The sequence below is a fragment of the Clostridium sp. 7_2_43FAA genome (assembly GCF_000158375.2).
GTDB classification, from domain to species: Bacteria; Bacillota; Clostridia; order Clostridiales; family Clostridiaceae; genus Clostridium; species Clostridium tertium.
Window position 1 is genome coordinate 2,805,183 of sequence record NZ_JH815222.1, and the last position, 23,439, is coordinate 2,828,621.

Here is a 23,439-nt window from a genome sequence, read left to right on the forward strand (position 1 = left end):
ACCTCATTACATTTTTCTTTTATTTTTGTAATATGTAAAAATATACTACATTTGTATGTTTTTACATAAAGTATAAATCCATTATATATTAGTTTTTAATGAATATATATTAGTATCTTGCTAATTTATCTATCTATTTTGAGAACTTTGGTTCATTATTTAACATTAAAAATAGCTCTGATTGAACATAAACCAAGTAAGTTCATGTCCAATTAGAGCTATTTTTTAATTATCTATTACTTTATTTTAATTTATTTCTCTTACATTCCACTTAACAAACATCACAAGTACAATATTTGCTATTGCTGTTATAAGTAATATTAAGCCTATCGGCATTCCAGTATCTATTATTTGTCCATATAGCAATTGTCCTGGTGCTACACTTATTGTTGCTACTGCTGTTGAAAAAGCTGAAACTCTTCCTAGCATTTCTAGTGGTACTTCTTTTTGTATAAATGTTAGTGTTAATACATTTGATAATGAAAGTGACATCATTATTGCAAGTCCACCAATTGCAAATAGGAATGCTATTGTGTAGTTATTTGCTTTTATTCCATCTAATGTTGACATTAATATAACACCTGCAACCATTGGCAAATATGTATAGTGAACCTTTTTTATTTTAAACATATTTGGTTTTACACTTATCCAGAATCCACCTAATATCATTCCCAAGACACATATACCTTCTACTATTCCATATATTTCTGAAGGTAGCCCTAAGAAAATGTTTATGAAGTATGGTGCTAGAATTGTTAATACTGGAACTAAAAATATATTACATAATGCATATGAAGCTATAATTCCAAGAACAACTTTTTTCTCTTTTGATAAATACTTGAAGGTTTTACCCATATCTATAAATGAATTTTTTATAAACTCAATTGATAGTATCTTTTCTTCCCTCTTTGCAGTTCCCTTTATATTTTCAGATACCATTGTTGCTTTTTTATTTTCTTTTATGACTTCAGAAACTGTTACCACTTCTTTGTTTCCTTTTATGATATCTTTTGCATTTTCAGATATAACTGTAACTTCTTCATTTTCTTCGGATCTCAGGGATGCTGCTACTCTTTCCTCTAATTCTGAAGTTCTTGAATCTAACATAGTCGTCGCTAATTCTGTAGTTACTATATTTTTTTCATAAGTAACTACATCATTTAATTCTAGTTTTGATTCTGCTACAGCTTCATCTACTTTTACTTTTTCATTAATTTCTACTTCTTCACTTACCACTAAATCTGGAATATCTAAGAATAATTCCATTATTGCAGATGCAAAAAAGCTTATAGCATTTATTATAACTATTGCTTTTATTCCAACTATTCCATAAAGAACACCTGCAAGTATTGGTCCTGCAAAGTTCACTATTGACCCTACTTGATTTATTACACCATTAGCACTTGTTAACTTATCTTCTTCAACTATTTGAGGAATTGATGACGTAACTGCTGGTCCATATAAAGTAAAACATATAGATAGCATAAACATCACTATAGCAACAATTACTTCATGGTCTCTACCATTAAGTAGTATTATTGCATATCCTCCAATTAAGAATGAGCAGAAAAAATCTAAGTAAACCATTATCTTTTTCTTATTTACACGATCTGATAACATTCCAGCAATAGGTGCAAATAAAATATATGGTATCGTTGATATTGCTAATATATTTGCAAAGGTAGCTGTACTACCTGTAAATTCTAGTAGATATAGAGACATACTAAATCTTTGAATTGCATTACCAAATAAAGATATAATTTGCCCTATAACTATTATTATAAAATTTTTATTTTTCATAGTCACCCCTTAGAAGTTCATATTCCATACATATTGGGTATTCACCATTTTCACTAACTTGAAGATGTGCTTCTACCCCATATATTTCTTTCAATGATTCTTTTGTTATTACATCTATTGGTCTTCCTTCACAAATAACTTTTCCTTTTTTAAGACCAATTATATTATTTGCAAATCTACAAGCATTGTTAAGCTCATGAAGAACTATTACTACTGTAATTTGCTTTTCTTTATTTAATTTTTCTAATACTTCTAATACCTCAAGTTGATATGACATATCTAAATATGTAGTTGGCTCATCTAACATGATAATTTCTGTTTCTTGAGCCAAAGTCATGGCTATCCATGCTCTTTGTCTTTGTCCTCCAGATAAGTTTTCAACTTCTCTATCTGCAAATTCTGAAAGTCCTGTTTCTTCTATTGCCCAGTCGATAACTTCTTTGTCATGTGAGTTTAATCCACCTATCATTTTTTGATGTGGAAATCTTCCATATGCTACAAGTTCTCTTACTGTAAGACCACTTGGACATACTGGTCCTTGAGGAAGAAATGCCACTTCTCTTGCTATGTCTTTTTCTTTTACCTTCTTTATATTTTTATTGTTTATAAAGATATCCCCGTTCTTTAGCTTGTTTATTCTTGCTATAGTTTTTAGAAGTGTGGATTTTCCACATCCATTTGCTCCAATTATAATACTGATTTTTCCTTTTGGGATACAAAGATTCATATTTTCAATTATTACATTGCTTTCATATGCAACACTTAAGTTCTTTACACTAATAGCTTCCATAATTATTTCTCCTTCATCATTAAATAAATAAAATATGGTACTCCAAATATTGATACTGTAATCCCAACTGGAATTTCAATTGGAGAAAATAGATTTCTTGAAACTGCATCTGCAAGAAGAATTATAATAGTACTTATAATTGCTGATATTGCAATAAAATTCTTATGATATGGTCCAACTAGCTTCCTTGCAATATGAGGTGAAACAAGACCTAAGAAACCAATGTTTCCTGCAAATGCTGTTGCAGTTCCTGCTAATATAACTACATAAGTTAAAAATTTCTTTCTTTCCTTTTCTATGTTTAATCCAAGTGATATTGATAGCTCATCAGAAAGATTTAAAACATCTAACTTTTTATAATTTAATAAAACTATTATAAATAACACTGTTATTATTGGAATTATCACTTTTGCATAACTCCAGCTTGAACCCCATAAACTTCCTGATGTCCAAACTAATACTCTATTATAATCTCCAGCACCACCTCTAAATGTAACGAAAGTTATAAATGCATTAAGTGCTACATTCATTCCTATACCAATTAAAAGAAGTCTATTTGGCTTTATTCCATTTTTGCTAGATAGCATATATAGTAAAATTGCTGATATTGCAGCTCCAACTATAGCCATAAATGGAAGTACAAATATAGAAAGTGATCCAAGTTCACTATAGTAATTTGCTGTTTTAAATGAAATAAATATTACTGCGGCAACTGCAGCTCCTGCATTTATTCCTATTATTCCAGTATCAGCTAAATCATTTTTAGTTATTGTTTGAAGTATACATCCTGCTGTTGATAATCCTATGGCAACAAATATTCCAACAAGCATTCTTGGAAGTCTTAAAGTTAAAACTGCTGTATTTTGAAGTTTTGTTCCATTACCAAGTATCGTATTTATTACTTCTAATGGAGTTACCTTATATGTACCCCAGCACAATGTAATTAAAAAGGAGACAAGTAATAATGCTATTAAAATTACTAAAACTAGTTTAAATCTTTTTTTCTTCATTATCCTCTCTCCTTTCTAACTAATGATATGAAAAATGGTATTCCTATAAGTGCTGTAAATACTCCAATTGGAGTTTCATAAGGATCTAAAAGCATTCTTGCTGCTATATCTGCATATGTTAAAAGTACTGCACCAACTAAAAATGAGCATGGTATGTTTTTTCTATAATCCTCTCCTAGTATTTTTCTAACTATTTGAGGAACTATAAGCCCAACAAAGGCTATGTTTTTTCCTACTGCAACTGCTGCTGCACACATTGGTATCATAACCATAAGTGTTGCAAATCTTATTTTTTCTGGATTTTCACCAAGTCCAATTGCAACATCATCTCCAAGATTTAAAATATTTATCTTTGATGATAATAAAATTGCTATAATAAGTCCTATAACTCCAACAAAAAATACTAATTTAAAATCTGCCCATCCTGCATTTCTAAATCCTCCAGATACCCAAAATCCTATCATTTGTGATTGATTAGATAAAAGTCCAACTATTGTTGTTAATGAAATGAAGAATGTGCTTAAGGCTGTTCCTGCTAAAAGTATCTTTGCAATTGAATTATTATTTGCTTTTTTTGATATAAAAGCTAAAACTATAAGACCTGTTATAAGTGCTCCAATAAAAGATGCTATCATAACATTTCTTGTACTTATTGTTATTCCTAGTGCATAGAAAATTGCTATTACTAAAGTTGCTCCTTGGCTTACACCTAATATTGATGGTTCTGCTATAGGATTTCTAGTAACCCCTTGTATCATTGCACCTGTTACCCCTAATATTCCCCCTGTAAATAATACTGATAATGCTCTTGGAATTCTTACATCTCTAACTAACATAAGTTCTAATGTTTCACTATAATTAAAGATACTATCCCAAATGTCTGAAAAGGAAATATGGACGGATCCTAACCTTACAGCTAGAACCAGTCCTATTACTAAGAGTAACATACTAATTATTGTAAAAATTACTGTATGTCTCTTATTTTGTTTCATTTAACATTTCACCTATCTCATCTACTAATAATTCTCTACCTATTGAGCTATAACCTTGGTTAAAGTATGGTGATGAATCTAACACTACTACTTTACCCGCTTTAACTGCTGGTAGGTTGTTCCAAATAGCATTGCTTTCTAATTGAGCTAAATCTTCTTTTGTTGCTATTAAGAATATATAATCTGATTTTATTGCTGCTAAACCTTCGTATGTAACAACTGGTAAGCTTATATCACTTTGTGCTGGCATTCCTTCTGGTTTCTTAAGTCCCATATCTTCATATAATACGCTACCAAATCCTGCACCATCAAATATGAAGAACTGTCCACCACTAGCTAAGAATGAAAGATATGATGTATCTTCGCCATATTCTGCTTTAATCTTATCGCCTGCTTCCTTAGCCTTTGCTTCATAATCTGCAAGCCACTTATTTGCTTCTGCTTCTTTATTAAATACCTTTGCAAATGCCTTAACATCATCTTTCCAGTTTAATGCTTCTAATTGAATCATAACTGTTGGAGCAATTTCACTTAATTGATCATACATTTTTTCTTGAACTGTTGATATAACTATTAAATCTGGGTTTAAGTTCATTATAGCTTCAACATCCATTGTATCTTGCATGCTATATCCTAAGATTTCAGCACCCTTTAATGTTTCTTCTAAATATGAAGGGAACTTAGTGTAATCATAAGCATCACTATTTGCAGTTCCTATTACCTTATATCCTAAAATTGATAAAATATCACTGTTTCCACTTAAATCTACTATTCTTTGAGGTTCTGCCGGAATTTCAACTTCTCCTCTAACATCTGTTACTGTTACTTTTTTATCTTCTGACTTATTTTCAGCTGTAGCACCATTTCCGCATCCTACAAGCATAAATGCAGTAACACAAGAAACTACTAATGTTTTTAATAAATTCTTCTTCATAACTTACCTCCATATATTCTAAGATTTATTAAATCATTATCTTACGATAATTTAAGAAACCTTATTATTATTTTGTTTTGTAAATCTTATTATTGCTTTTTATTACTTTTTTATTACCTTTTTGATTAGTCTTATTGATTGCTTTGATTAATTAATCTTATTTATTACATTGCCAATTGTATATGAGATTCATTCTCAATACAAGGTTTGCAACTAATTTAATAATTTTATCATCTAATAGAATAATTTTTATATAAAAATAAGCAGATTTTCTGCTATAATAATTATGAACTCTTTTAAGCTTTACTGAATACAACACCCTTAACTTTTTGCTATAAATTTTCGCTTTTAACTATAAATTACTTTTAACTTTTCACTAAATAAATTCTTTGAAAATTTATTTATATTATTACCTAAAGAAAAAGTTTTATGAAAAATTTATTTACTTTTAAATGTACAAATATAACTAGGGGGATGAAAAACAAATGATATCAAGATCTACTCATGAATTTCAAAATATGGTATTAAATAATATGACCTTTTCTTCATACCCTATGAGTAACTACACTATATACAAAAATGAGGACAGGCCTGAACTTGGATATTTTATTAAATATAGTCGTGAAGGATATTATGACTTTGGAATTGGTGATTATACTATTGCTCAAGATTTTTCTCTTTCTTTTAATCATCAAGATGAGATAATGAGGCTTGGAACTGTTTATACAGGAGTGACAAAATTCAAAATAGAGAATAATCCCGTTTCATCATTTACTCCATCTTCATTTTTTGTTGTAGAAAAAAATTTGAAAGGAACTCAAGTTTGGAAGAAAGGCCAACACTTTCATGGAGCAGAAATAACAATTTATAAAAAATACTTTGATGAAGTTCTTAAACCTAGTTTTTCTAATATTATTGATTTTAATAACTTTATTTTCAATTATACATATAGATATCTTCCGCTTGAAATTGCAACCATTATTCAGCAGTTAAGAAGCTTATCCCAAGCTGATGAACTAACTCCAATATATTTAGAGAGCAAAATTTTAGAATCTATTGCATTAATATCAAAGGAAGTTCACTCTTCTCCAGAAAATGCTTTTACAAATCAATTAAATTATGGGGAAATCATTATAGGAAAAAATAGAAAAGTTACTCTAACTGCTTCAGATTCTAATGCAATACAAAGAGCTTACGAAATTTTGACAATGGAAGCTTGCAATCCACCAACTATAAAGAGCTTAAGTAAGATGGTATTTTTAAATGAACAAAAATTAAAAGCAGGATTTTCAGCAAAATACCATATGTCAATTAGCCAATACACTAACTCAATTAGAATGACAATTGCCGAAAACTTATTATCTACAACAGATTTAAGTATTGAGGAAATCTCTAAAATGATAGGCTATAACTACTGTGGGAACTTTGTAAAAATGTTTAAAAAAGTTCATGGGAAAACACCACTGGCCTTTAGAAAAATAAAAGAGCAATAAATTATAATTTATTGCTCTCTTAGCTTCTTAAATAAGATTATTCATTTTCTTCCTCATTTGTTATCCTCGTTGTATGAGATGTGTGAAAATGCATCAAGATATTCTTAACCTTACTATTATCATTTTATTTTTTAACCCAAGTATTAAGTTAAGTATATCTCTACATTTAAGTTTTTAAATCATATATAATTTTATCTTATTCTTTTTTAAAGATTATAGTTTCCTAAATTTTTATTGCATACTATTCTGTTTTAAAAACGTGTTGGTGATTATATTTTCATAATATATCTTTCTGTTTTAAAAGATTGTTTGTGAAATTATTTATTTAGATTTAAATTCATTAAATTCCTTTTTTGCGTATTCATGATGTTTCATACAAGCAACTAATGGCATTTCATAACCATCCTCTGTGAAATTTATTTCTGTAAGACTTGTTTGCTTTATAAATGGCGGATCCCATAATGTATCTATGTCTCTTTTTTCCAGCTCACATAAGTAAGACTTTAAGGTAATAGTATGAGTTACAATTAAGATATTTTTCCCTTTTTCTTTTTCTAATATTTCATTAATTGATTTGAAAGCTCTTTCCTTAACTTCATAAAAACTTTCTCCATCTCCTGTTGGAATATATTTTGATGGAACATTCCAAAAGTTATAGTAGTTTTCTTCACTTAGGCTTTTCATTTCTTCTTGATTTAAGCCTTCCCATCCACCTATTCTAATTTCTTTAAGTCCATCGTGAGTAGATAAAGGAATATTTCTATCTCCTTTAACTATTTTTGCAGTATTAAAGGCTCTTCCTATTGGGCTAGCATATATAACATCTATATGTGTATCCTTAATTCTATCTCTCAGCCATTCAGCTTGTTTAATTCCAAGCTCTGTTAAAGGGGAATCTCCCCAACCTTGCATTATTCCTTTTTCATTCCATTCTGTTTCTCCATGTCTTGTTAAATATAGTTTAGTCATATACCCTCCATAAATTCTTATAGTTTTATTTATATAAAAAAATTTGATTCTATTTTAACTTTATTCTTAAAAATCTGAAAATTATCAACAATTAATATTAATTTACTCACAATTTTCAGTTTATAATTTTTATTTTTCTGTTGATAACTTCTTGATAATTTATACTTGTACAATAATTTCTAGCTTTTCTAGTATGGCCTTTAGCCATTACTACTATATGCTTGTCTTACTATTATATAGTAATATGATTAAAAGTAAAGGAGCTAATTTTTCATTAGCTCCTATCTGATAAATTTGTATTATTAATCTATATTACTCTTGCTACTTCAAAGCCTTCATTAACTGCATGTTTAACCTTACGTGGTGCTAATGCATCTCCTATAACTCTTATATCTTTTATTTTTCCTTCAAGTTCAGCTTTAATATTTTCTTGAGATTTAAACCCTAGGGCAAGAACTACAGAATCGCAAACAATATTTTCTATAGTGCCATCTACTTTTTCAACAATAACTTCATTGTCTTTTATTTCAACTAATTTTGTGCTAGCTAAAATATTAATTCCATTTTCTGCTACCATTGAGCTTAAAGCTAATAAATTGTTAAATGGCATAGGCTCTGCTAAAATACGCTCTTTCATTTCAATAATAGTTACTTCTTTGCCTTGCTCTGCTAAATGTACAGCAGTTTCACAGCCAACAAATCCACCGCCTGCAATAATAACATTTTCTCCCAGATTAATATTATTTGAAAGTACATCTATAGCTGCATGTACATTGCTACCATTTATACCTGGAAGTCTTGGTACTAAAGGAGTACTTCCAGTTCCAAGGATTACTACATCTGGATTTTCTTCAAGTATTTCATTAGAGGTACTATTTTTTTCAGTAACTACATTAACTCCAAGCTTATCCATTTGTATTTCATAATACCTAATCAATCTCTTTAAGTCATCTTTAAATTTTGGTACAGATGCTGGTATTAAATTACCGCCAAGTTTTTCTCCTTTTTCCCATAGAGTAACCTTATGTCCTCTTTTAGCTGCAACTATTGCTGCTTCCAATCCTCCTGGACCGCCTCCAACAATAAGTACCGATTTTTTAACTTCAGCTTCAGATAACTTTTCCCCTTCTCTTCCGCATCTTGGATTAACACCACAGGATACTGGCTCACCAGAAAGTATTGAAAACATACATTCATTACATCCAATACATGGCACAATATCTTCTGATCTGTTTTCTTTCACATTATTTACCCACTCAGGATCAGCTAGTAAATAATGTCCTAATGCTACAAAATCGGCTATACCCTTAGATACTATTCTCTCTGCTACTTCAGGGTATCCCATCTTTCCATGTCCAATAACAGGGATACTAACTTCCTCTTTTACAGCTTGTATATATTTTTCATGTAACGCTGGTTCTTGATATATTGTTGGGATTGCATTTTGCCAGCAAGCATGACATCCTATATCTACATGAAGAGCAGAAACTCCTAAATTTTCAAGGAATTTTGCCATCTTAACTCCTTCTTCAAGTTCTCTTCCTCCTCTTATAAGATGAGTTGGTGAAAACTTATAAATTATAGGATAATCTTCTCCACAACTTTTTTTAACTGCTTCAATTATTTCTAGAGATATTCTCATTCTTCCTTCAAAGCTACCACCATATTCGTCTTCTCTAGAATTCCATAATTCTGTTTGGAATTGATCAATTAAATATCCACCATACCCATGAACTTCAATAGCATCCACTCCAGCTCTTTTAGCTAAAGCTGCTGCTCTTCCAAAAGCTTCTACTTGCTTATGTATTTCTTCTATTGAAAATGGAGGATTATTTTTACCTACATATCCTATATTTCCAGCTCCTAAAGAAAGTTGAATACATAGTTTTGAACCAAAAGAATGTATTTTATCTGCTAATTTTTTTATTCTATCTATTTTATCCTCATTGTCTAACAAGAACATACTATTAGGTTTTTGGAATTCACTTGTAACTAAAGTAGCTCCAGTCATGATTAAGCCTGTCCCACCTTCTGCTCTAGCTACATAATAATCAATTGATCTTTCAGAGAATCCGAAATCCTCATCAACATAATCAATTCCCATTGGAGCCATTACAATTCTGTTCTTTAATGTTAAATTCCCAATTTTTCCGTGCTCTAAAATCATCATTATTAACACACCAACCCTCGTTAAGTTATATTTTTAACAATATTTGATAAAAAATTTTTCATTACTTTTATTTAATTGTTTACATACATGTTATTTGCGTATTATATGCACAAAATCATTGTAGATTATTTAACAATTTAAATCAATATGTTTAATACTTTTTGTTTTAATATCTACTTTAATAAACAAAAAAGACTACTATTTAAGTAGCCATTAAACATTTTTATAAATTCGAAAAATCTGAAAATTATCAACAATTATCTTTTATTTATTAACAGTTTTTGGTTTATAAATTTTATTTTCTTGTTAATATTTTTTTAATAAATACTACTTGTATAATAATTTAGATTTTCTAGTATGTCCGTTACCTTTTTACCATGTGCTTGTCTTATTATTATATAGTATTTTAATTAAAAGTAAAGGACCTCACGTTTAGTTAGGTCCTTTGCCTTGATTTTATATTAATTACTTTTTATTTCTTTTTTTGTTCAAAACAAATCCTAAAGCAGTCATTGCTAAACCTAGAGCCCCTGTTGCTATTGGTGTAACTACAGCTCCTGTGTTTGGTAACTTGCCTCCATTATTATTATTTGTTTCTGGTTTATTCGTATCTCCTGGCTTTTCTTCATTCCCTGGCTTATTGCCATCATCCGGCTTATTTTCTTCATTCCCTGGTTTATTTTCTTCTTCTGGAGCTTCTACTTTTATAATATTAATATATCTATTTTCCAATGTTGTATTAAATGTTCTGTCTTTTGAATCTACAATTTCTACAGAATGAATAATATTAATATCTTGCCCTTCTTCTGCAATTGCTTTTAATGTCACTACTAAACTTGTTTGTGACTCAATGGATTTTTCTATAGATTTATCACTTAAGGATACATTTATTTCAGAATCTTTTACTTCTACATTTTTCACTTCAACATTTTCATCAGCTGATTTTACTGATACTACTTCAAAAGCATCACTATTAAAGTTTATTTTTTCCAAGTAATTTTCTGATTTTAAGCCTTCTATTTCATTTATATTAACTTTTACTTCTATTTCTTCACCTGATTTAACTTCTGCTGGTGCTTCAATTGTAGTTGTTCCTACCGATGTTAAATTCGTTATACCATATCCATATTCAAAAGCATTTACATCTAAGTTAGCTACTCCATTTTCATTAACTGTTGGAATACTAACTGGTAATGTTCCTCTTGCTTCTGATCCTCCAAAGACAACTTCTATTGCTGCTGGGATATTTGGTCCAAAAGCTTGTACTGGTGATAATCCTCCATCTGCTTCCGTTGGATCCATGCCTTTATATCCATAAGCTATTACTTCTGCTTTTGCATTTTTATGTGCAGCTACATCATACGGCTTACCAATACTTACAACTACTGAATCTTTATTTAATTCATTTGCATAAGAAGTTACTGCATTTGGTATTGCTGTTATCCAATGGGTACTATTTAAATGTGTGTAATTTCCCATTTCTGATAAAACTATTACGTAATCTGCTTCATCAATTTTACTTTTTAATTCATCTGTTATTTCATTCTCTTTCAAATAGCAATAGGTATCTAATTCGACTGAATCAACTTTTCCTTCTTTCATAAGTCTATTTAATCCAAATTTCATACCTGGTAATTCATTATCATATGGAGCTACAAGTAAAACTTTTTCTCCTTCTTTAGGATTTAGAGGTAACACATTATTTTCATTTTTAACTACAGTTATAGCTTCTGCTGAAACTCGTCTTTCAACATCTCTATTTTCCTTGGAACCAACCACACTTTTTGCATTTTCAATTTTTTCTTCGGCTGTTCTATTATCATTTGCAACGTTAATTATTCCTCTATCTATTTTTAGCTTAACTACTCTAGCTGCTGATTCATTTATTCTTTCTTCTGATATTTCTCCTTTAGCAACAGCTTCCTTAACTCCTTCAACTATTGCTCTAAGCTTTGGAACATCCGCTTTACTTCTTAAAATAGTTGGCATTAAAGCTATATCAACACCAGCATCAAATGCAATTTTTACAGTTTCAACTTCTCCAAAATTTTCTGAAATTGCAGCCATATTCAGAGCATCTGTTATGATAACACCGTCAAAATTCATGTCTTCTCTTAGCAATCCTGTTAATATGTCATCTGATAAAGTTGCTGGAATCTGTATCTCTTGTCCATCCTTTATAGACGTATAGGTATCTTTTTCAATTTGTGGAAATTGAATATGAGCTGTCATTATCATATCAACACCATTATCTATAGCGGCTTGAAATGGTTTTAACTCAGCTTCTTTTAATTCTTCAAGTGATTTGTCAACTTTTGGTAAACCATAATGAGAATCTGTTGCTGTATCTCCATGCCCTGGGAAGTGTTTAGCTGCTACTGATACACCATTTTCTTGAATTCCTTTTATCATTTTAACTCCAAGCTTTGCAACTAAATCCGGATTGCTCGAAAATGATCTTAGTCCTATAACAGGATTTAATGGATTATTATTAATATCTACTGATGGAGCAAAATTAACATTTATTCCTAATGAATTTAATTCTCTTCCTATTACTAATCCTGTGTCATAAGAACTTTGTTCATTTTTAGTTGCACCTATAGCCATGTTTCCTGGAAAGTTTGTTCCTGTTCCTAATCTTGTAACAATTCCTCCTTCTTGGTCTATTGTTGTTAATAATGGTAGATTCCCATCTTGATCATTTATTGCAACTTGCTGCATGTCATGAATTAATTTAGTTGTTTGCTCCGTTGTTTTTACGTTTTGAGCAAATAATATAACTCCACCTAGGTCAAATTCATCTATAATTTCTGCCACTTCATCATTCATTTCTGTCAGATCTTGAACCGCGGCTTGTCCTTCTTGTTTCCATTGTCTAAAATCAGGCATTAACATTTGCCCTATTTTTTCCTCTAAAGTCATTTGACTTACAATTTTCTCTGCCTCAGCTTTTGAATTTAAAGTATTTGCATGTACCATCTTAATATTCCCTAATACTAAAGTGCTTGTAACAGCTAAGGCACTCAAAATTGCTACTATTTTTTTCTTTTTCATACTACTTTCTCATCCCCCTTAACAAGTGAAATTTCATTTCACCTTTTACATAAATTATACCAATCTCCCTTATCATTTCAACCGTTTTCATATTTGTTTTTACGACATCTTTTTTATTAAAAAGCTTTATTGCATAAAAATATTGTATATTTGCTAAGATTTTAAATATTACCTTAAACAACAATATTCTTGAATTTTCATTTCATAAACTTATATTTCAAATTCTATTTTCAAATAATCTAATTATTTTTGCGCACAAAAAAAGATCCCTCTAAGAGGAATCTTTTACTTCGCCATATCTAGATTTATTTCCTGAGAAATTCCCACAATATCTAATATTTTTTCTGCTCTTTCTTTTGTTGATCCTGTTATTTCCGTATACCTAACATTTTCTGCTTCTAAAAAGCTTAAGATAGCCTTGTCCACTGCTTGTGCTACTTCTTCATCCTGCCATCTTACTCCATCTTTTGAATAACCAAATTCTCTTGGCACAAAGAATATGTGATCATACTTTGGTAAATCTCTTAAAGCTAACACATAAAGATCTTTTAATATTTCTATTTCTTTTGTTGTTCTTTTCTTATCACCAAGCATAAATCTAGCATATATGTATGGTACAAATGTTGCATAGTCTGTTAATGCATAATCGAAGTCATTTAAGCTCTCTTCTAAATGAAGTTGTCCTAAATAAATTCCATATTGTTCAGCTATGTTTTCTATCATACCTTTATCTCTTAGGTAATCTGTACTATACTCTGTTGCTACACCTACATTTAAATCTCTAATTTTCAAATCCACATAAAGTTGTTGTATTAATGTAGTTTTCCCACATCTTGGTCCACCTAAAATGGCAATTCTCTTTGGCATTGCAAACCCTCCAAAAATTTCTATATAAAACTAAATAATTTTTCAAAATAGATTTTAATTATATCAACAATCGACATAAATTTCAATGTATATTGAAGGTAATATTCATGTTTTATAATTAGTAATAATTGTGAAACCTAAATTTCGTTATCTTTTTATAAAAAAAGAATCCCACCTTGAAGCGGAATTCTTTCACTTTTTCACTATTACCTCTTCCCTATTCAATCAGCCCTTCTGATTTTAAGAATTCTATAGCAACAGTTTTTACGTCTCTTTTATTTATATCGACTTCATAGTTTAATTTTCTCATTTTTTCTTCTGTTAATTTTCCATCTAGCTTTCCTAATATATTCTTTAATTCTGGAAACTCCTTTAAAGTATCCTCTCTTATAATTGGAACTGCATCATATGGTGGAAAGAATTCTTTATCATCTTCTAACACAACTAATTGAAATTTGTCAATTAAACCATCTGTTGTAAATGCATCTATAACTTGTGTTTCATTATTTACTAAAGCTGTATATCTTAAACCTCCATCAACAGGTTTAACTTGCTTGAACTTCATATTATAAGCCTTTTCTAAACCTATTAAACCATCTTCCCTATTAGGGAATTCTATTGTTGGCCCTATTACTAAGTCTCCTGCAACCTTTGCTAAATCTGAAACTGTCTTTAAGTTATACTTTTCTGCTGTTTCTTTGGTAATTGCCATTGCATATGTGTTATTAAAACCTAATGGGTTTAATAATTCTATATTATAATCATTCTTAAATCTTTCTTGAACTATATTATAAACTTCTTCTCTATTTGAATTTGGTTCTGAAATATTAAGTATATTTACATAACCAGTTCCTAAATATTCTACATATACATCTGCTGCTCCTGATTTTAATGCATTAAAGGTTACTTGGCTTCCACCTAAGTTAAACTTTTCTTCTACTTTTATATCTGTATTTGCTTTAACTAACTCTGATAATATATTTCCTACAATAAGTTGCTCTGTATAATTTTTAGATGCTATTGTTATTTTCTTTTCATTTCTATTTATAATACTTGTACCTATTACTCCACCTATAACAATCACTGCTAAAACTGAAGCTATAATTATATTTCTCTTTTTATTTTTATTTGAACTATTTCTTTTTACCTTCATAGTTCCATCTGATTTTCTAATTCCATTTGGCATTGTAGCTGCTTCTATTTTTCCTGTTATCCAGTCTATTACTAAAGCTAAAATAGCTGCTGGAATCGCACCAAATAGTATAAGGTTATTATCTACTGTTTGGATACCTGAGAATACTAAATATCCAAGACCACCTGCCCCTACAAAGGCTGCTATTGTCATAAGTCCAACAGCCGTAACTGCTGCCATTCTTATACCTGCCATCATAACTGGCATTGCTAGAGGAATCTTTATAAGCTTAAGAGTTTGTCCACTAGTCATACCTAAGCCTTTTGCTGCTTCTAGCATATCTGGATTTATATTTGTAATACCTGTATAAGTATTTTTTATTATAGGTAACATTGAATATAGCACTACCATTGTTATAGCTGGTGCTGATCCTATACCTATAACAGGTATCAAGAAACCTAATATAGCTAAACTTGGTATAGCTTGAGTTAAATTTGCAAATCCAATTACGCCACTAGCTAGCTTTTTATTCTTAGTTATAAATATACCTAAAGGTACACCAATTACTACTGCTACTAAAACTGCTATAACTGTAAGTTGTACGTGCTCTAATAAAAGAGATAGAATTTCCGATTTCTTTGTCATTAATTGTTCCATAAAAGTACTCATTAATTATCGCCTCCCATCTCAATGTATTGACTACTTAAAACTGATATTAAACTACTTCTTGTTACTAATCCTAACAATCTATAAGCTTCATCACAAACTGGTAAGTATCCTTTCTTTAAATTATTGAATACTTCTAATAACTCTGGTAAGCTAGTATCTCCTGAAACCCATATAGGCTCTTTATTCATAACTTCTTCAACTAATTTATTTTTTTCTTCTATCTTTTGAATATTTTCCAATGTAATATATCCTAATAATGTACCTAGTTTATTTATTACAAGTAAACTATCTACTTTCTTTTCTCTCATTATCTCTCTTGCTTGAAGCAAGTTTCTCTTTGGACTAACTGTTACTGGTTTTGATATCATAACATCTTCCGCTTTAATCATTTCTGGTTTTGTCCAAATCTTATTTTTACCAACAAATTCTTCAACATATTCTCCTGCTGGATTTTTTAATATATTTTCTGGAGTATCATATTGAAGTATTTTTCCTTCTTTTAATATACATATCTTATCTGCTAAGTTTATAGCTTCATCCATATCATGAGTTACGAAAACTATAGTCTTTCTATATTCCTTTTGAATATTAAATAACTCTTCTTGAAGCTCTGTTCTTGTTATTGGGTCCAATGCACTAAAAGGCTCGTCCATTAATATTATTTCAGCATCAGCTGCAAAAGCTCTTGCAACTCCAACTCTTTGCTGTTGTCCACCACTTAATTCTACTGGATATCTATCACTATACTTTTCCGGATCTAATCCAACCATATTTAATAAATCTATTGTCTTTTGATCAATTTCCTCTTGAGTTTTTCCCATAAGCTTAGGTATTATTTCAATATTTTCTTTTACTGTCATGTGTGGAAATAAACCTGTTTGTTGAATTACATAACCAATACTTCTTCTAAGTAATATTGGATCCATTTCTTTTATATTTTTCCCATTAACTAATATTTCTCCTGAAGTAGATTCTATTAATCTATTTATCATTTTTAATAAAGTAGTTTTACCACAACCACTTGATCCTATTAAAACTACTAGATTTCCATCCTCTATATTTAAATTAAAATCTTCTAATATAACGTTATTCTTATAGCTTTTTTTAACATTTCTAAATTCAATCATAAATTACCTCCTAAACTCAGTAACAACCTTATACTAACACTAAGTTGTCAGATTGTCAAATCATTTTATGAATATTTGGTATTTATTGTATCTTTTAAATTGTTGATTTTATCAATCCATTTCTTATACAAAGCTAGTTATATTCTAGTTTACCGCAAATGGATTCTTTAAATTTAAAATATTTTATCCCCAAATATTTCTTTACTATATATTACTTTTATATAATAAGCAAACGTACTTAACTTTTCTTATTTCACCTCCCGTATATTCATTAAAATTAATACAATCTTGCATATATATGTTCACTTAAAAAACGAAAGAATAAAATTATAAAAAGACTAACTAAAATTTAAATTCTAGTTAGTCTTTTTATAAATCTACTTATACATTTCTTCTATTATCTTACTTTTAATATTCATTTTTAATAGTTTTATCTATTCATTAGTAGTTATAAACTTAACTATATTCTCACAAATTTCATGCGTTCTTACAGAATCACTTATTGCTGGATTTGGAATAGATTTATTTTTTACTGATTCTATAAAATGATCTATTATATCTTCAAAGCCTCTTTTATATAATGTTGGATCCCAACCTCCAAAGCTAGTCTTTGTTCTACCACTATTGTTCACTTCTATAGTATCAACTAAATCTTCAACAATATATTTATTTCCTTTTATCATATATTCAATATTTTCTTCAGTTATCCCTGCAGTCCTATTCATTATTCCAACTGCAGTTGTATCATTACCTTTTAATGTTACCACTACATTGTGAAGATCATTTCCATCCTTTAGATAATTAACATCAATATTTTTAACTTCTTCATCCATTAAAAATCTTAATGTATCCACAACATGTATAAAATCTTCCACAATAAACCTTCTTATATCACCAGGTGGATATTCCCTATTTTTTTGCATTACAATTATATCTGCTTTTCCTCTGCCCTTAAGTTCTTTAACCTTAGGACAAAATCTTCTATTGAATCCAACCATAGCAATAACATTACGTTCTTTTGCTAAACTCTCTATCTCTTTAGCTTCTTCAAAATTAAAACTAATAGGCTTGTCTATATATACACTAATACCTTGTTTTATTAATTTTTTAGCTATTTCATAGTGTCCATCTGCATGTGTTGAAATTATTGCTGCATCTATATCTTCTTTTAATAAATTTTCAATATTAGTATATGCTCTATCTATGTTATACTTATTTGATATTTCTTCTAACACAGCCTTATTTCTAGTGGAAATTAAAAGTTCCACATCTTCTTTTACTGTTAAAATAGGTAAATAAGCTTTTTTAGCTATTGCCCCTAAACCAATTATTGCAAGTCTCATAAACTCCCTCCATATATAGCATAATAATTTGTATAATATTACTATTTATTATACATTATAATTCTTCTATGATAACTTAAATCTAAATAATATTTGATATAATTTCATTGGTAATATAATTAAGCCTAGATAATATAACTATATAATTAATCTTATTTATCAAATTCTATATAATATACATTTTGTTTATATTAATTCTAACTTCTTTAATCCCTTTGCTATACCTTCATTTTCAACATCCTCTGTAAAATTAAAGGCATGCTCCTCTAACCCCTTATGATATCCTCCCATAGCTATACCATGCTTTACAACCTGGAACATTTCTATATCATTTTCTCCATCTCCAAAGGCATAAGCATTTTCTCTATCTATTCCTAGCTTTTCTAGTAGATGATCAACTCCATAACCTTTTGTGTATTTTGATACATATATTTCAAATGTATCACCAAATTGATTTGCCATAAATGCAAGGCCTTCATCTTTGTATTTATCACAAACTAACTTATAAGAGTTTATATCTTTTCCTATAGCTATTATTTTGCTTGTTTTTACAGTATCTTTTTCCCAATCTTCTGTAAAGTTTTCTATTCCAAGATTAGCTTTAATTACAAGATCTCTAACTTTTTCATTATTTATATCTAATACATAATTATTTTCTTGTCCCTCTAAAATGTATACTATATCATTCTCTTCAAGAAAACTTAGTATATCCTCAAGCTTTTTATTATTTATACATTCATTAAATATTAATTCATTTTCAATTTCTGCATAAGCTCCATTAGATGCTATATAACCATTTAAACCTAAATCAACTATTTCATTAGTAATAGAACTCTTAGGTCTTCCTGTTGCTAAAACAGTTAAATAACCATTTGCCTTTAATTTATTTATAGCTTCCTTTGTAGCATTTGTTGGAGCATATATACCTTTTCTCCAATCTATTAAAGTTCCATCTACATCAAAAAAAACTATTCCCTTGTTATTCATCATTCTTCCCCCTTGTAATTCTGTGACCAAATAAATTTATATAGCTATTAATTTATATAAAGTCCTGTTTCATTTACTATGTAACTATATATTATTTAAAACTTAAATTTCAATTTGCGTATTCTTCAATTTTTTATTAACTTATATCTTAACTTTTTAGTATATAATATCATATACTTATTTACTTTAAAAGTTTTCTTATATTTGCTCTCAAGTATGCCTAAAATTAAATTTTATTACATATTTTAATTTTTAACGCTTGCTTAATATATCTATATAATCTCTTGCTTAATATATCTATATAATCTAATAATTTATCATAATAATCCTTATATTTCTTACAGATCTTTATCTTCTAATTATTATAAAATACTTATCATACATGATATCTCTAATGCTATGGCTAACCTTTCCTACTTATTGCAACTTATAAAAATATTAATAAAAAATCCCTAGGGTATTATCCTAGAGATTTCACTTCCATTTATGTATCATATATCAGTTATTTATTAACATATTCTTTTCTAATTAAATATTTCTAACTTCTCAAAATCGCTTATATTTATAGGACGTCCATACAAATATCCTTGTACAATTTCACAACCTAAATTTTTTAGGACTTGTGCTTGCTCAAAGTATTCTACTCCTTCAGCAACAACTTCTAAGCCTAACCTATTGGCCATATTAATAATACTTTCTATAACTATTTTCCCTTTTTCTGATATATCTTTCTTATCTAAAAATAATTTATCTAGTTTTATTGTATCTATTGGAAGATTCTTTAATATAGTTAATGATGAGTATCCAGATCCAAAATCATCTAAAGATACCTTTATTCCTAAATCCTTTATTTCTTTTATAACAGAAATTATCTTGTTTGTATCTTTGAGCATTACTCTTTCCGTTACTTCTATTTCTAAAAATCTAGTATCTATATTATAATTATTTATAATATCATTTAATTTTGTTATGAAGGTATCATCTTCAATTAAAGTTACTCTCGATACATTTACTGATATAGGAACTAATTTAAACTTATTATCTGACCATCTATTAATAATTTTGCAAGCTTCTTCCAAAATATAAAGATCAAGCTCTATTATGGACTTATCTTTTTCTAATATGTAAACAAACCTTTCTGTGTTAATCACCCTTTTATTTTTACTATTCACTCTAACTAAACATTCAGCCCCAACTATAGATTCACTTTTTAAACTATATTTTGGTTGAATATATATATCAAATTCATTATTTCTTAAAGCACTATGTAAATAAATTTCCCTTTTATAATATTTTTTAAAAATATCTCTATAAATATAACTAATGAATAATAATATAACTAATATTAGCAAGAAGATTATAACAAATTCAATCAACCATATCACCTTTTTTCATCTATAATATTATATCAATAAATTTTCCTTTTTCTTTATCAGTATTATTTTTATTATTAATATCATTTTCATATGAAGTTATCTCTAAGGTATTCTTATAATTACTCATTTGCTTCTGTTTTCTTCTTTCAAATAGTTCTATTTGATTTATATTAGAATTTTTTGATTTATTAATATTATCACTTGAAACTTTTACTTTTTCATATTCGTATTTGTCTAACAATTCTTTTAGATTTATATTAATATCTAACTTCTTTATATCTTTATCTATTATTCTAATAAAATCATCATAATTCATTATTACTTTTCTTTTAATTATAATTTCTATTATAATTAGTATTAAACTTATTAATAATGTTACAATAAATAAACATGAAATTATAAATATTATAACTCCCTCATGCATTTTATCACCCCAACAACAAATTTTCTGTAATACATTTATATATTTCAATAAATATCTTAAACTAGAATATTTATAGTAAAGCTTTAATTATGCCTTCTCTATTTATTGGTTTTGAAGTATACAAATCCATACCTGAATTTATGGCTTCTTCTTTATCTTCTTTAAAATCATTAGCAGACATAGCTATTATTTTTATTGATTTTGAATCTTCTCTTTTAAAACTTCTTATTATTTTAGTTGCCTTATATCCATCAATAATGGGAATTTTAATATCCATTAGTATATAGCTATAATAATTAACTTCTGATTTATAAAACATTCCTATCGCTTCTTCCCCATTTGTAGCACACTTCACATTCAACCCTAATTCTGTCAAAATTTCCTTTGTTATCATTCGATTTATCTCATTATCTTCTACTAATAGAATATTCTTATCTTTTAATAGCTTTTCATCAATATCTTGTATATTATCTTCTTCTTGCTCATTCATATATTGCTTAAATTCTAAATTAAACGTAAATATACTTCCATATCCTAATTTACTTTCTACTATCAGTTCTCCCCCCATTGCCTCTATAAACTCCTTGCATATGGATAGCCCTAATCCACTTCCACCAAATTGTCTGCTATTGGAATTATCTTCTTGCGCAAATGGTAAAAACATTTTCTCCATAAATTCTTCACTCATACCAATACCATTATCACTTACCCTAAACATAATTTTTACATTTCCATCTAAGTCTTTATTTATTAGTTTTATGAATAATGATATAGTACCTTCATTTGAAGTATATTTAATTGCATTTATTAATAAATTTAATATAATCTGTTTAAGTTTTAGTTCATCTCCTATTATAGTTAGATCATCTATCCCCTCTGTAACTATTTTATAATTTTGATTTTTTTCATTTGTTTTATCTTTGATAATGACATTAATATCACTCAAAATATTATTAATCTTTACTTTTTGTTTTTCTATTCTTATTACCCTTGCTTCTATCTTAGAAATATCTATAACATCATTAAGTAAACTTAATAAATGATTTGATAATACATCTATTTTCTTAAGATATTCTTTAACCTTTAAATTACTGTCACTTAATTTTATTGTAGCCGAAGTCAATCCCATTATTCCATACAATGGAGTCCTAATCTCATGGCTTATAGTAGCTAAAAATATTCTTTTAGCTAAATTAGCTTCTTCTAATTGAACATATTTTTGATTATATCTTATTAATAAAATAAATGCTGATATAGTTACAATCATTATTGCTACAACTAACAATATACTAGATATTAATATTTTATTTGAGTTTGCTAATACTGAGTTTTTAGATAAAGAAACTACTACATATAAATCCATCGAATTTTCTATTTTTGAATATCCCAAATAATATTTTTTATTTTTATGGCTAACAATTTCTATATCATCTTCTCCATAATCCATATCGCTAATTATTTCCTCAGCCACATCTATACTATTTTGTTCTAAAAGCATATTAAACATATTTTCATTTTTAAGAAACACAGCATCATTATTTATAACTAGAATATCTCCCTTAGAATCAACTACATATGTTGATACTTGCCCAAAATAATTTTCTATATTAGATAAATTAATTAAATTTTCTATACTATCTGTTGCAAATAAAATACCTTTTATAGCTCCATTATTAATTATTGGCATTGTACTAATAACAACTATGCTATTATCAATTTTATCTCTTGTTTTATAGTAAACAGGACCTTTTCCCGACATTACTTCTTTAAAATCCCATCTATCCTTAATAGAATACCGCTTATCATCTGTAGTAATTGCGTTACCATCTATATCTGATATACCTATCCTTTTGAACCCTCTTAGTGTGGCTTCATCTTTCAATAAAGCTGCCAGCTCTTCTTTATTATTATTAGAATCACTTAATATATCTGAATTCGATATTAATATTGATTTTAATATTTCTTTTCTTATATTAAATAAATTAGATATAGAGCTAGACTCTTTTACTGATGTAGTTTTTACAAACCTATACGCATCTTCAATTAATATACTTTTTATGTAATTAATATAAATCCTTATAAGTATAATTAAAATTATTATTATTATTAATATTGAAAATTTTATTATATTCTTTTTATAAAATTCTTTTCCTATCTTTTTAAAATTCATCATTATTATCCTTTAAGTAATAATTTACTTCAGTTAAATATAATTAAACTTCCCTATCACTTAATTAGTATATTAAATAATTATAGTATTTCTAAAATCGAATTTGTAGGAGCTGTAATATTTATTATGGAT

The 23,439-nt window shown here is 28.2% G+C and carries 17 protein-coding genes; 1 reads left to right on the top strand and 16 read right to left on the bottom strand.

The features are described from left to right. Positions 1-246 precede the first annotated feature (246 nt). Genes CSBG_RS14455 through CSBG_RS14475 form a run of 5 tightly spaced genes read right to left on the bottom strand, consistent with a single transcriptional unit; the run spans position 247 to position 5,526 of the window. Complete coding sequence (locus CSBG_RS14455; RefSeq protein ID WP_008680710.1) at positions 247-1,800, bottom strand: MFS transporter; 1,554 nt, start codon at positions 1,798-1,800, stop codon at positions 247-249. Further along, positions 1,790-2,590: an ABC transporter ATP-binding protein gene (locus CSBG_RS14460; protein WP_008680711.1), complete on the bottom strand. Its 801-nt coding sequence runs from the start codon at positions 2,588-2,590 to the stop codon at positions 1,790-1,792. Before CSBG_RS14460 ends, CSBG_RS14455 begins: the two co-directional genes overlap by 11 nt. Before the next feature lie 2 nt (positions 2,591-2,592). Beyond that, positions 2,593-3,600: an iron ABC transporter permease gene (locus CSBG_RS14465; protein ID WP_008680712.1), complete on the bottom strand. Its 1,008-nt coding sequence runs from the start codon at positions 3,598-3,600 to the stop codon at positions 2,593-2,595. After that, a complete protein-coding gene (locus tag CSBG_RS14470; protein WP_008680714.1) occupies positions 3,600-4,592 on the bottom strand; it encodes an iron ABC transporter permease in 993 nt (330 codons plus the stop codon). The genes CSBG_RS14465 and CSBG_RS14470 overlap by 1 nt, the downstream gene beginning before the upstream one ends. Further along, complete coding sequence (locus CSBG_RS14475; protein WP_008680716.1) at positions 4,579-5,526, bottom strand: iron-hydroxamate ABC transporter substrate-binding protein; 948 nt, start codon at positions 5,524-5,526, stop codon at positions 4,579-4,581. The genes CSBG_RS14470 and CSBG_RS14475 overlap by 14 nt, the downstream gene beginning before the upstream one ends. A 485-nt stretch (positions 5,527-6,011) precedes the next feature. Between CSBG_RS14475 and CSBG_RS14480 the strand changes: the two genes are divergently transcribed. Beyond that, a complete protein-coding gene (locus tag CSBG_RS14480; protein ID WP_008680718.1) occupies positions 6,012-7,019 on the top strand; it encodes an AraC family transcriptional regulator in 1,008 nt (335 codons plus the stop codon). Positions 7,020-7,340: 321 nt separating this feature from the next. Here the strand turns inward: CSBG_RS14480 and CSBG_RS14485 are convergent, their stop codons facing one another. From CSBG_RS14485 to CSBG_RS17815, 11 genes are all read right to left on the bottom strand, one after another. Continuing rightward, entirely contained in the window at positions 7,341-7,988 is a 648-nt protein-coding gene (locus CSBG_RS14485) for a histidine phosphatase family protein (protein WP_008680719.1), read from the bottom strand. Positions 7,989-8,295: 307 nt separating this feature from the next. Beyond that, a complete protein-coding gene (locus CSBG_RS14490) occupies positions 8,296-10,158 on the bottom strand; it encodes an FAD-dependent oxidoreductase (RefSeq protein WP_035286022.1) in 1,863 nt (620 codons plus the stop codon). 465 nt (positions 10,159-10,623) lie between these two features. Beyond that, entirely contained in the window at positions 10,624-13,212 is a 2,589-nt protein-coding gene (locus CSBG_RS14495) for a glycoside hydrolase family 3 N-terminal domain-containing protein (RefSeq protein WP_008680722.1), read from the bottom strand. A gap of 285 nt (positions 13,213-13,497) precedes the next feature. Continuing rightward, positions 13,498-14,079 (bottom strand): ATP-binding protein, encoded by a 582-nt coding sequence (locus CSBG_RS14505; protein WP_008680723.1) that lies wholly within the window; start codon positions 14,077-14,079, stop codon positions 13,498-13,500. A 217-nt stretch (positions 14,080-14,296) separates the two neighbouring features. Further along, positions 14,297-15,880 carry a glycine betaine ABC transporter substrate-binding protein gene (locus CSBG_RS14510; RefSeq protein ID WP_008680724.1) on the bottom strand — a complete coding sequence of 528 codons (1,584 nt, stop codon included), beginning with the start codon at positions 15,878-15,880 and terminating at the stop codon, positions 14,297-14,299. Beyond that, complete coding sequence (locus CSBG_RS14515; protein WP_008680725.1) at positions 15,880-17,007, bottom strand: ABC transporter ATP-binding protein; 1,128 nt, start codon at positions 17,005-17,007, stop codon at positions 15,880-15,882. Before CSBG_RS14515 ends, CSBG_RS14510 begins: the two co-directional genes overlap by 1 nt. A 434-nt stretch (positions 17,008-17,441) precedes the next feature. Continuing rightward, positions 17,442-18,350 (bottom strand): Gfo/Idh/MocA family oxidoreductase, encoded by a 909-nt coding sequence (locus CSBG_RS14520; RefSeq protein WP_008680726.1) that lies wholly within the window; start codon positions 18,348-18,350, stop codon positions 17,442-17,444. Positions 18,351-18,536: 186 nt separating this feature from the next. Further along, a complete protein-coding gene (locus CSBG_RS14525) occupies positions 18,537-19,340 on the bottom strand; it encodes an HAD family hydrolase (RefSeq protein WP_035285466.1) in 804 nt (267 codons plus the stop codon). A gap of 521 nt (positions 19,341-19,861) precedes the next feature. Further along, on the bottom strand, positions 19,862-20,722 hold the full coding sequence (locus CSBG_RS14530) for an EAL domain-containing protein (protein WP_147568011.1): 861 nt from the start codon (positions 20,720-20,722) through the stop codon (positions 19,862-19,864). 10 nt (positions 20,723-20,732) lie between these two features. Further along, positions 20,733-21,137 carry a hypothetical protein gene (locus tag CSBG_RS14535; RefSeq protein ID WP_008680736.1) on the bottom strand — a complete coding sequence of 135 codons (405 nt, stop codon included), beginning with the start codon at positions 21,135-21,137 and terminating at the stop codon, positions 20,733-20,735. 70 nt (positions 21,138-21,207) lie between these two features. Then, complete coding sequence (locus tag CSBG_RS17815; RefSeq protein WP_051005295.1) at positions 21,208-23,307, bottom strand: hybrid sensor histidine kinase/response regulator; 2,100 nt, start codon at positions 23,305-23,307, stop codon at positions 21,208-21,210. Between the last annotated feature and the right edge of the window lie 132 nt (positions 23,308-23,439).

Coding starts and splice junctions, on each gene's coding strand:
- CSBG_RS14455 (WP_008680710.1), bottom strand. CDS start 1,800: ATGAAAAATAAAAATTTTATAATAATAGTTATAGGGCAAATTATATCT.
- CSBG_RS14460 (WP_008680711.1), bottom strand. CDS start 2,590: ATGGAAGCTATTAGTGTAAAGAACTTAAGTGTTGCATATGAAAGCAAT.
- CSBG_RS14465 (WP_008680712.1), bottom strand. CDS start 3,600: ATGAAGAAAAAAAGATTTAAACTAGTTTTAGTAATTTTAATAGCATTA.
- CSBG_RS14470 (WP_008680714.1), bottom strand. CDS start 4,592: ATGAAACAAAATAAGAGACATACAGTAATTTTTACAATAATTAGTATG.
- CSBG_RS14475 (WP_008680716.1), bottom strand. CDS start 5,526: ATGAAGAAGAATTTATTAAAAACATTAGTAGTTTCTTGTGTTACTGCA.
- CSBG_RS14480 (WP_008680718.1), top strand. CDS start 6,012: ATGATATCAAGATCTACTCATGAATTTCAAAATATGGTATTAAATAAT.
- CSBG_RS14485 (WP_008680719.1), bottom strand. CDS start 7,988: ATGACTAAACTATATTTAACAAGACATGGAGAAACAGAATGGAATGAA.
- CSBG_RS14490 (WP_035286022.1), bottom strand. CDS start 10,158: ATGATGATTTTAGAGCACGGAAAAATTGGGAATTTAACATTAAAGAAC.
- CSBG_RS14495 (WP_008680722.1), bottom strand. CDS start 13,212: ATGAAAAAGAAAAAAATAGTAGCAATTTTGAGTGCCTTAGCTGTTACA.
- CSBG_RS14505 (WP_008680723.1), bottom strand. CDS start 14,079: ATGCCAAAGAGAATTGCCATTTTAGGTGGACCAAGATGTGGGAAAACT.
- CSBG_RS14510 (WP_008680724.1), bottom strand. CDS start 15,880: ATGAGTACTTTTATGGAACAATTAATGACAAAGAAATCGGAAATTCTA.
- CSBG_RS14515 (WP_008680725.1), bottom strand. CDS start 17,007: ATGATTGAATTTAGAAATGTTAAAAAAAGCTATAAGAATAACGTTATA.
- CSBG_RS14520 (WP_008680726.1), bottom strand. CDS start 18,350: ATGAGACTTGCAATAATTGGTTTAGGGGCAATAGCTAAAAAAGCTTAT.
- CSBG_RS14525 (WP_035285466.1), bottom strand. CDS start 19,340: ATGATGAATAACAAGGGAATAGTTTTTTTTGATGTAGATGGAACTTTA.
- CSBG_RS14535 (WP_008680736.1), bottom strand. CDS start 21,137: ATGCATGAGGGAGTTATAATATTTATAATTTCATGTTTATTTATTGTA.
- CSBG_RS17815 (WP_051005295.1), bottom strand. CDS start 23,307: ATGAATTTTAAAAAGATAGGAAAAGAATTTTATAAAAAGAATATAATA.